8 protein-coding genes and 1 riboswitch are annotated in these 9,265 nt (G+C 67.7%); of the genes, 1 reads left to right on the top strand and 7 read right to left on the bottom strand.

From position 1 onward, the window contains the following. Positions 1–61: 61 nt before the first annotated feature. From ACFVW8_RS36845 to ACFVW8_RS36820, 6 genes are all read right to left on the bottom strand, one after another. On the bottom strand, positions 62–1,477 hold the full coding sequence (locus ACFVW8_RS36845) for an aminotransferase class V-fold PLP-dependent enzyme (RefSeq protein ID WP_389697991.1): 1,416 nt from the start codon (positions 1,475–1,477) through the stop codon (positions 62–64). A 173-nt stretch (positions 1,478–1,650) separates the two neighbouring features. Further along, positions 1,651–1,768: riboswitch (SAM riboswitch) on the bottom strand. An 83-nt stretch (positions 1,769–1,851) separates the two neighbouring features. Further along, the gene (trpD, locus tag ACFVW8_RS36840; RefSeq protein ID WP_389697989.1) at positions 1,852–2,916 is read right to left on the bottom strand and encodes an anthranilate phosphoribosyltransferase; all 1,065 of its coding nucleotides are present in this window, start codon (positions 2,914–2,916) and stop codon (positions 1,852–1,854) included. A 130-nt stretch (positions 2,917–3,046) separates the two neighbouring features. Beyond that, positions 3,047–4,672 carry a cytochrome bc complex cytochrome b subunit gene (locus tag ACFVW8_RS36835; protein ID WP_389697987.1) on the bottom strand — a complete coding sequence of 542 codons (1,626 nt, stop codon included), beginning with the start codon at positions 4,670–4,672 and terminating at the stop codon, positions 3,047–3,049. Next, positions 4,669–5,721 (bottom strand): Rieske 2Fe-2S domain-containing protein, encoded by a 1,053-nt coding sequence (locus ACFVW8_RS36830; RefSeq protein ID WP_389697985.1) that lies wholly within the window; start codon positions 5,719–5,721, stop codon positions 4,669–4,671. Before ACFVW8_RS36830 ends, ACFVW8_RS36835 begins: the two co-directional genes overlap by 4 nt. Next, a complete protein-coding gene (locus ACFVW8_RS36825) occupies positions 5,718–6,527 on the bottom strand; it encodes a c-type cytochrome (RefSeq protein ID WP_389697983.1) in 810 nt (269 codons plus the stop codon). The genes ACFVW8_RS36830 and ACFVW8_RS36825 overlap by 4 nt, the downstream gene beginning before the upstream one ends. Positions 6,528–6,589: 62 nt before the next feature. Further along, positions 6,590–7,210, bottom strand: coding sequence for a heme-copper oxidase subunit III (locus ACFVW8_RS36820; protein WP_024494183.1), 621 nt, complete (start codon positions 7,208–7,210; stop codon positions 6,590–6,592). A 202-nt stretch (positions 7,211–7,412) separates the two neighbouring features. Here ACFVW8_RS36820 and ACFVW8_RS36815 point away from each other — a divergent pair, with 202 nt between their 5' ends. Further along, positions 7,413–7,814: a hypothetical protein gene (locus tag ACFVW8_RS36815; protein ID WP_389697981.1), complete on the top strand. Its 402-nt coding sequence runs from the start codon at positions 7,413–7,415 to the stop codon at positions 7,812–7,814. Between the two features lie 51 nt (positions 7,815–7,865). On the opposite strand, the gene ACFVW8_RS36810 is transcribed toward ACFVW8_RS36815, so the two are convergent. Then, positions 7,866–9,128, bottom strand: a complete 1,263-nt coding sequence (locus ACFVW8_RS36810; protein WP_389697979.1) for an Ig-like domain-containing protein — start codon at positions 9,126–9,128, stop codon at positions 7,866–7,868. Positions 9,129–9,265: the final 137 nt, after the last annotated feature.

The raw sequence follows: 9,265 nt of genomic DNA, 5'->3' as shown, positions 1-9,265 counted from the left end.
GGGATCGTCACCCGTCGCAGGCGGAAGGAACGGGCCTCGAAGCCCGACGTATATACGAGGCTCAGACCTGGGCGGTGCCCCGGTCCGGGACGCAACGGCCGTCCTCGGTGCGGTACTTCCACTGGGCGCCCTCGCTCACCAGCTCCTTGACGGCCCGCAGGAAACGCTCGATGTGCTCGTCCGGCGTGCCGGCGCCGAAGCTGACCCGGATCGCGTTGAGCGACCGCTCGCCCGGCTCGGCCTCCGGGGCTCCGCACTCGCCGACTTCCTGCGGGTCGCTGCCGAGCAGCGTGCGCACCAGCGGGTGGGCGCAGAACAGTCCGTCGCGCACCCCGATGCCGTACTCGGCGGAGAGCGCCGCTGCGAAGTGTGAGCTGTTCCATCCCTCCACCACGAAGGAGATGACGCCGACCCGCGGGGCGTCGTCGCCGAACAGCGAGAGCACCTTGACCTCGGGGACCCCGGCGAGTCCGGCACGGACCTCGGAGACCAGCTGCTGCTCCCGGGCGACCAGGCTGTCGAATCCGGCTTCGGTGAGCGCCTTGCAGGCGGACGCGATGGAGTAGACGCCGATGACGTTGGGCGAGCCGGCCTCGTGGCGGGCGGCGGTGGTGTGCCACTCGACGTCCACCCCGCCGTCGGTGCGTCGGGCGACCTTGCGGGAGGCGCCGCCGCCGGCCAGGTAGGGCTCGGCGTCGCGCAGCCAGTCGGAGCGGCCCGCGAGGACGCCCGAGCCGAAGGGCGCGTACAGCTTGTGTCCGGAGAAGGCGACCCAGTCGACGTCCAGCTCGGCGATGTCGACGGGGTGGTGCGGGGCCAGCTGGGCGGCGTCCAGCACGATCCGGGCGCCGTGGGCGTGCGCGGCGGCGGCGAGTTCCTTGACCGGCCACAGCTCACCGGTGACGTTGGACGCGCCGGTGACGCAGACCAGCGCGGGGCCAATGGGGCCTCCCCCGCTCGAACGAAGCTGAGAGCTTGGGGAAGGGTCGCGGCCGGCGAGGGCCCGCTCCAGCGTGGCGACGGCCTGGGCGGGGGTACGCGGGGCGTTCAGGTAGGTCACCCGGGCGTCGCGCCAGGGCAGCAGCGACGCGTGGTGCTCGGTCTCGAAGACGAACACCTGGCAGTCGGCGGGCACGGCGGCGGCCAGCAGGTTGAGCGAGTCGGTGGTCGACCGGGTGAAGACCACCTGGTCGTCCTCGCGGCAGCCGAGGAACTCGGCGACGGTGACGCGGCTGGACTCGAAGAGATCCGTGGAGAGCTGTGAGAGGTATCCGGCACCGCGGTGGACACTGCCGTAGTACGGCGCGTAGGCGGCGACGTCGTCCCACACCCGCTGCAGGGCCGGCGCGCTGGCGGCGTAGTCGAGCGCGGCGTACGTGACCTCACCGCCGGTCACCAGCGGAACCGTCACATCCTTGCCCAGAACCGGCAGAGGCGCACAAATGGACTGGTCGGTGGCAGCGGTGAAGACAGACATGACGAACTCCCGTTACAGGCAGGCGAATTCCGGGCGCCTGCGGGTACGCGGCAGCACGGAGGGAAGAAGAGAGGGTGTGCGGAGGAGGGCCGAAAAGCCCTATCGCATTCGCTTGCTCACAGAGGCTCCCTGAGGACCAGGACCCCACGGGTGGACGTCTCGCGACGTCGAGGGGTCCGCGCTTGCCGCAGACCTCGCTGCCTACGGCCTGGTCTTCACCCGGGGCACCCCGCCACGGACGGAGGGTTGCCGGACAGCGGGCCGGGGCCGTAGTCGCTGTCACTCATGACCTGCCCAGCATCTTGCCATACGTGCACGGACGCGCAAGGCGCAGTCCATGATCTGGACTGCGCCCTGGCTCACATTCCGTACTCTCAGGCGTTGCTCGCCCTGACCCATCTCTCCAGAGCGTGCCCGGCGGCCCCGGAGTCGATGGACTCGGCGGCCTTGGCGATTTTGGCGATGAGCTGCTCGTTGAGCGTGCCCTCCCCCGGGTCCAGCGCGACCAGGGCCGCCGCCGAGTTGAGCAGGACCGCGTCCCGTACGGGACCGGTCTCACCGGCCAGCAGCCTGCGGGCCACATCGGCGTTGTACGAGGCATCGGCGCCCCGCAGCGCCTCCACCGGCACCAGCTCGATGCCGACGTCACGCGGGTCGAAGGCCTGCTCGCGCACGATGCCGTCCCGGGCGGTCCAGACCCGGGAGGTGGCGGTGGTGGTCAGCTCGTCCAGTCCGTCGTCGCCGCGGAACACCAGCGCGGAGTTGCCGCGCTCGGCGAGGACGCCCGCGACGATGGGAGCCATCCGCAGGTCGGCGACGCCGATGGCCTGGGAGCGCACCTGGGCCGGGTTGGTGAGCGGGCCCAGAATGTTGAAGGTGGTCGGCGCGCCCAGCTCCGACCGCGCCTTCGCCGCGTAGCGCAGGGCGGGGTGGAACTTCACCGCGAAGCAGAAGGTGATGCCCGCCTCCTCGGCCACCTCCACGACGCGCTGCGGGGGCAGGTCCAGATTGACGCCCAGCTTGCCCAGGACGTCGGACGAGCCACTGGCCGAGGACGAGGCGCGGTTGCCGTGCTTGACGACCTTGGCCCCGGCCCCCGCCACGACGATCGCGGACATGGTGGAGATGTTGACCGTCTTGGCCATGTCCCCGCCGGTACCGACGATGTCGACCGTGCGGCCGGGCACGTGGATGGTGACGGCGTGCTCGTACATCGCACGGACCAGACCGGAGACCTCCGTGACCGTCTCGCCCTTGGAGCGCAGCGCCACCGCGAAGCCGGCGATCTGCACGTCGGTCGCCTCGCCGCTCATGATGCGGTCCATCGCCCACGCGGTGTCGTCGGCGCTCAGGTCCTCGCCGCGCAGCAGCGGAGTCAGCACGCCCGGCCAGGAACGAGCCGCCACGCTGTCGCCGCCGACCGGGGTCACAACGTTCATGGTCCGCTCCTGGGGTCCACAGCCGATAAGGGGATGGGACCACCCTATCGAGCCCCGGGGACAGCGAAGAGCCCCGTCCATGCGATGGACGGGGCTCCTGCTGTGGCGATCAGTTCAGACGATCAGGTGATCAGTGGTGGCCGTGGCCGCTGGTGATCTCCTTGTACTCCTCGGCGGAAGGCTTGGCGATCTGGCTGCTCTCGCCGTAGAAGCCCTTGCTGAGCTTGGCCCGCACCTTCTGCACCGGGGACACCTTGCGCTTGACACCGTTCTCGTCGACCTCGGGGCCGAGTTCGACCGGCGCGTACTGCTCGTGCGCGGTGAGCGTGTGCAGCTGCCCGGGCGACAGCGGCTCGTGGACCTCGACGAACTCACCGTGCGGCAGGCGCTTGATGAGCCCGGACTCGCGCCCGTGCAGCACCTTCTCCTTGTCCCGGCGCTGAAGGCCGAGGCAGATCCGCTTGGTGGCGATGAACGCGAGGACCGGTCCGACGAAGAAGAAGATCCGGACGAACCAGGAGATCGAGTTCAACGACAGATGGAAGTGCGTCGCCCAGAGGTCGTTACCGCCGCCCACCAGCCCGATGAAGTACACCGTGATCCAGGCGACGCCGAAGGCCGTCCGGGTCGGGGCGTTGCGCGGGCGGTCCAGGATGTGGTGCTCGCGCTTGTCGCCGGTGACCCAGGACTCGATGAACGGGTACATCGCGATCGCACCCAGGATCACACCGAACAGCACCAGTGGGATGAGCACGCCCAGGACGAGCGTGTGACCCCAGAGGTTGATCTCCCAGCCAGGCATCACGCGGACCAGACCCTCGGCGAAGCCCATGTACCAGTCGGGCTGGGCGCCGGTGGACACCTGGTCCGGGCGGTACGGGCCGATGGCCCAGATCGGGTTGATCGAGGCGATGCCCGCGATGACGGCGATGACGCCGAAGACGAGGAAGAAGAAGCCTCCGGCCTTCGCCATGTACACCGGCAGCAGCGGCATGCCGACGACGTTCTTGTTGGTCCGTCCGGGACCCGCGAACTGCGTGTGCTTGTGGTAGAAGACCAGGATGAGGTGGCCCACCAGCAGCCCGAGCATGATGCCCGGCAACAGCAGGATGTGGATCGAGTAGAACCGTGCGACGAAGTCGCCGCCCGGGAACTCCCCGCCGAACAGGAACATCGAGATGTAGGTGCCGACGACCGGCATCGACAGGATCGCGCCCTGGGTGAACCGGACACCCGTACCCGAGAGCAGGTCGTCCGGGAGCGAGTAGCCGGTGAAGCCGGTGAACATACCGAGCACGAACAGCAGGAAGCCGAACAGCCAGTTGATCTCACGCGGCTTGCGGAACGCACCCGTGAAGAAGACGCGCATCATGTGCACGAACATGCCGGCCAGGAAGATCAGCGCGGCCCAGTGGTGGATCTGCCGGACCAGCAGACCACCGCGGACGTCGAAGCTGATGTCCAGCGTCGAGGCGTAGGCCTCCGACATCCGGATGCCCTGCATGGGCTCGTACGGGCCGTGGTAGACGGTCTCAGCCATGCTCGGGTGGAAGAACAGCGTCAGATACACACCCGTGAGGATGATGATGATGAAGCTGTAGAGGCAGATCTCACCGAGCATGAAGGACCAGTGGTCCGGGAAGATCTTGCGCATGTTGGACTTGGCCAGGGAGTAGATCCCGAGCCGGCCGTCCGCCCAGTCGGCCATCTTCTCACCGGCGGGTGCCTTGCGCTTCGTATCGGTCGCAGTACTCATCCGCGCTCCCAGAATGCAGGACCGACGGGCTCTTCGAAGTCACCGAGCGCCTCGAGGTTGCCCTCGCTGTTCACGCCGATCCGCAGCTGCGGGAGGGCGTGACCGGCCGGACCGAAGATGACGCGGGCGCCGTCGGAGAGGTCGAAGGTTGACTGGTGGCACGGGCAGAGCACGTGGTGCGTCTGCTGCTCGTACAGGCTGATCGGGCAGCCGACGTGGGTGCAGATCTTCGAGAAGGCCACGATGCCCTCGTGGGCCCACTCGCGCTCGCGCTTGTCCTTGATGTTGGACGGCTCGATGCGAATGATCATCAGCGCAGCCTTGGCGATCTGCGTCTGGAAGTCGTGCGCGTCCTCCTCCAGGCCCTCGGGCATGGCGAAGGTGAGCGAACCGACGGCCACGTCCTCGGGACGAAGCGGCTCGTTGGTGTTCATGTTGATGAGCTGCTTGCCCTTGGCCCACAGCGTCGAACGGAGCTTCTTCTCCGGCAGCGGACCGAGGTCGCGCAGCAGCACCACACCGGCGAGCGGCACCAGGGCCAGCGCGCCGAACATGGTGTTACGGATCAGCTTGCGCCGGCCGAGCACGGACTCCTCGGCACCTGCCGCGAAGTCGGCGAGAACCTTCGCCTTGACCTCGGGCTCGGCCGCGATCTCGTGCCGCTCGTCGGCGACCTCCACGTCGGACATCAGGGTGCGCGCCCAGTGGACGGCTCCCGCGCCGATCGCGAAGAGCGCCACGCCCAGGGTCAGACCCAGGGAGAAGTTGAGCACGCTCACATGACCGAACGGGAAGATGTAGACGATCTTGTCGACCGGGAAGATGACGTAGGAGGCGATGAAGCCGACCGTCGCCAGCATGGACAGCGTGAACATGAACGCGACCACGCGCTCGGACCGGTCCGCGGCCCGTTCGTCGATGTCCTGGATGCGCGGCTGGTGGGCCGGCAGCCCCGGGTCGGCGAACGGGTCGTCCGCGCCCTCCACCGCGCCGTGCGCGGGGTCCTGCTCTGCGGGCAGGTTCTCTTCTGGATTCTCTTGGCTACTCATGACTTCTTGGCCTTAGCGGTGTGGGCCGCGACCCAGACGGCAACTGCGATCAGTGCGCCGAGCCCGAAGATCCAGCCGAACAGACCCTCGCTGACCGGACCGAGACCGCCGAGCTTGAGGCCGCCGGGGCTCTCAGCCTCTGCGCTGTTCACGGTCCGGACGTACGCGATGATGTCCTTCTTCTGCTGCTCGGGCATCGTCGTGTCCGGGAAGGACGGCATGCTCTGAGGTCCGGTCTGCATGGCCTCGTACATGTGCTTCGGGTCCACGCCCTCAAGGCTGGGGGCGGACTTGCCCTTCGTCAGGGCACCGCCCTCGCCGGTGAAGTTGTGGCACTGCGCGCAGTTGGTACGGAACAGGTCGCCGCCCTTGGCGATGTCCGCGCCCTCGGGGCTGACCTGACTCTTGGTCGGAACGATCGGGCCGGCGCCGAGCGACGCGACGTACGCCGCGAGCTGGTCGATCTCGGCCTGGGTGTAGATGACCTTCTTCTTCGGTACCTGGGCGCCCGGCTGCTGCGCCGGCATACGGCCCGTACCGACCTGGAAGTCCACGGCGGCGGAGCCCACGCCGACAAGCTGGGGCCCGTCGGTGGTGCCCTGACCGCCGGTTCCGTGGCAGCTGGCGCAACCGACGGAGTACAGCTTCTTGCCCTCGTCAATGGCGAGGGACTGGGCGGTGTCGTCGGCCTGCGCCTTACTCGCGGGCGCAAACGCGGCGTACAGGCCCCCAGTGGCCGCCAGCGCGAGGAGTAGTACGACGACCGCCGCCAACGGATGGCGTCGTCGTGCGGAGAGCTTTTTCACGGATTACCCCGGTGTCAGGATCTTCTGCGTCGATGCTGGATGCGGTTCGGGCTCGGGCCCGGTTACTTGATCAAGTAGATCGTGGCAAAAAGGCCGATCCACACAACATCGACGAAGTGCCAGTAATAGGACACGACGATGGCAGCGGTCGCCTGTTCATGGGTGAACCTCTTGGCTGCGTATGTCCTGCCCAGAACGAACAGGAAGGCGATGAGACCGCCTGTCACATGCAGACCATGGAAGCCAGTGGTCAGGTAGAACACCGAGCCGTACGGATCCGAGGACAGCGAGAGGCCGTCCTTCTTCACCAGCTCGGTGTACTCGAAGATCTGGCCTCCGATGAAGATCGCACCCATCACGAAAGTGATCACGAACCAGGCGCGGAGCTTCTTCACATCGCCCCGCTCCGCGGCGAAGACGCCGAGCTGGCAGGTGAGTGAGGAGAGCACCAGGATGGTCGTGTTCGTCGCCGAGAACGGAACGTTCAGGGACGACGCCATTTCCTTCCAGTGATCTGGTCCGGTCACCGATCGCAGGGTGAAGTACATCGCGAAGAGGGCCGCGAAGAACATCAGCTCGGAACTCAACCAGATGATGGTTCCGACGCTGGTGAGGTTCGGCCGATTGACCGACGGGTGCGCGTGCCCGGTTTCTACTGTCGTTGCTGTCGCCACGACCGACATTATGTCGGTCGCTTATCCCGCCCTCACTCCGGGGGGTGCCGTTCGGTGTGTCAGAGGGGTGTGTCCTCCCCGAACGGCCCATGGATCCGCTGTCCCGGGCGGTGCTGACAGGCTGTCGGGCGGAGTACGATCCGCGCATCGGACAGCCCTCATGCACCGAGAGCCCCGAGAGCCCCGAAGACACAGACGTCACGGAGGAACAATGCAGCCGACCGCCACGGTCCTGGTCTACAGCGACAACGCACACACCCGTGAGCAGGTGAGGCTGGCAGCAGGGCGCAGGCCCGCGGCGGATGTGCCGCCGGTGGAGTTCCTCGAGTGCGCCACCCTGCCCGCCGTCCTGGACGCGCTGGACCACGGAGGCATCGACGTCTGCGTGTTGGACGGCGAGACGGCCCCCGCGGGCGGCATGGGCGTCTGCCGGCAGATCAAGGACGAGATCTTCCGCTGCCCGCCGGTGCTGCTGCTGATCGGGCGCCCGCAGGATGCCTGGCTGGCCACCTGGAGCCGTGCGGACGCCTCGGTGACCCTTCCGGTCGAACCGGTCGGATTCGCGGACGCCCTGGCCTCCCTGCTGCGCAGCAGGCTCTCCGTGGAGGCATGAGGCCCCGCCTTCTCCTGGTTGTCCCTCCTGGGGGCAGCGCACCCCCGGCCGTCAGACCTGGGGGCGCAGCCGCGCCGCCCGGACCGTGTCGACCCGGTCCGCGGTGGTGTCGCTGTCGTTGTTCAGTGCGCTGCCCTTCTGCCACTTCGCCCAGGACAGGTTCCAGTCGCCGTAGCCGTTGTCGAAGGGCGTCATGGTCTCGCCCTCGCTGCCGACGACCTTGACGATGTCGCCCTCGCGCACGGTGTTGTAGAACCACTCCGCCTCGCTGGTGCTCATGCCGGTGCAGCCGTGGCTCACGTTCGCGTACCCCTGCGATCCGGTGGACCAGGGGGCCGCGTGCACGTACTCGCCGCTCCAGGTGACCCGGGTCGCGTAGTAGACCGGCAGGTCGTACGAGTCGCTCGAACCCTCGGCGATGCCGATGGTCTCCCCGCGCATACGTACGTAGTACTCCTTGCCCAGCACGACCTTGACGCCGTTACGGGTGGAGAAGCCGGGCTTGCCCGTGGTCACCGGAATGGTGTTGATCACTTCTCCGTTGCGCTTGACCGTCATGGAGTGTTCCGAGGCGTCCGTGACGGCCTCGATACGGTCACCGGTTGTGATCTTCAACGCCTTCGTGGGGGCCCCGTACAGCGCGTTGGTCACCTTGATGCCGGACAGGTTGCTGCTGACCTGGATGGTGGCCTTCGCCGGCCAGTACTCCTGCGGCCGGTAGTGCAGCGTCTTGTCGTCGACCCAGTACCAGGAGCCGGTCACCGAGGGCGTGGAGCGCACCTTCAGCGCCCGCTCGACGGTGGCGCGGGCCGCCTTGTCGGCGACCGGGGCGCTGAGTTGCGCCGTAACGGGCTGTCCGACGCCGTAGGTGCCCGCCTGAGGGCCGAAGGTGACCTTCAGGAACTTCTTTGCGGAGGCGGTGTCGAAGGAGACCGTACGGCTGCCTGGAGAGCCGTCACCGTCCTCCATGCTGACCTTGACGGTGTAGCGGGTGCCTGCGGCGAGCGGGGCGGTGGAGTGCCACCGGTGCCCGTCGGCGTCGAGTTCGCCCGCCAGATGGCGTCCTGCGGTGTCCACGGCCGTCACATCGGTGATCCGGCCGTCGTCATCGTCGACGTTGACTTCGAGGGGCTTGTCCGGGTCGACCTTCTTGCCGCCGTCGGGGGCGTTGAAGGAGATCTCGTCCGCCGCGTCGTACGGCTTCGCCGAGAGCGGATGGCCATCGGACCCCCCACAGGCGGTCACCCCTGCGACCAGGGTCACGACCAGCAGAGTGCAGCTCACTACGGGACGGATGCGCGGCGTGTGGTTCATGAACCCACGCTAAGAAGATTCATTCGTTTCAGCGCGCGGGGTGACTGCAAACGGGCGGCCCCCAATACTAGACGAAGTGACAGCCCCCCCACAGGATGCCCGGGGAGACAGCAGGTCAACTGACACACGGTGCGGAT

Origin of the sequence: Streptomyces sp. NPDC058221, from assembly GCF_042882365.1 — a bacterium.
GTDB lineage: Bacteria > Actinomycetota > Actinomycetes > Streptomycetales > Streptomycetaceae > Streptomyces.
Note: the sequence above shows the minus strand (reverse complement) of the source record. Positions and strands in the feature narration are given on the sequence as shown.

Excerpts from the sequence above, each read along its gene's own strand:
- ACFVW8_RS36815 (WP_389697981.1), top strand. The coding sequence starts at position 7,413 with ATGCAGCCGACCGCCACGGTCCTGGTCTACAGCGACAACGCACACACC.
- ACFVW8_RS36810 (WP_389697979.1), bottom strand. The coding sequence starts at position 9,128 with ATGAACCACACGCCGCGCATCCGTCCCGTAGTGAGCTGCACTCTGCTG.
- ACFVW8_RS36820 (WP_024494183.1), bottom strand. The coding sequence starts at position 7,210 with ATGTCGGTCGTGGCGACAGCAACGACAGTAGAAACCGGGCACGCGCAC.
- ACFVW8_RS36835 (WP_389697987.1), bottom strand. The coding sequence starts at position 4,672 with ATGAGTACTGCGACCGATACGAAGCGCAAGGCACCCGCCGGTGAGAAG.
- trpD (WP_389697989.1), bottom strand. The coding sequence starts at position 2,916 with ATGAACGTTGTGACCCCGGTCGGCGGCGACAGCGTGGCGGCTCGTTCC.
- ACFVW8_RS36830 (WP_389697985.1), bottom strand. The coding sequence starts at position 5,721 with ATGAGTAGCCAAGAGAATCCAGAAGAGAACCTGCCCGCAGAGCAGGAC.
- ACFVW8_RS36845 (WP_389697991.1), bottom strand. The coding sequence starts at position 1,477 with ATGTCTGTCTTCACCGCTGCCACCGACCAGTCCATTTGTGCGCCTCTG.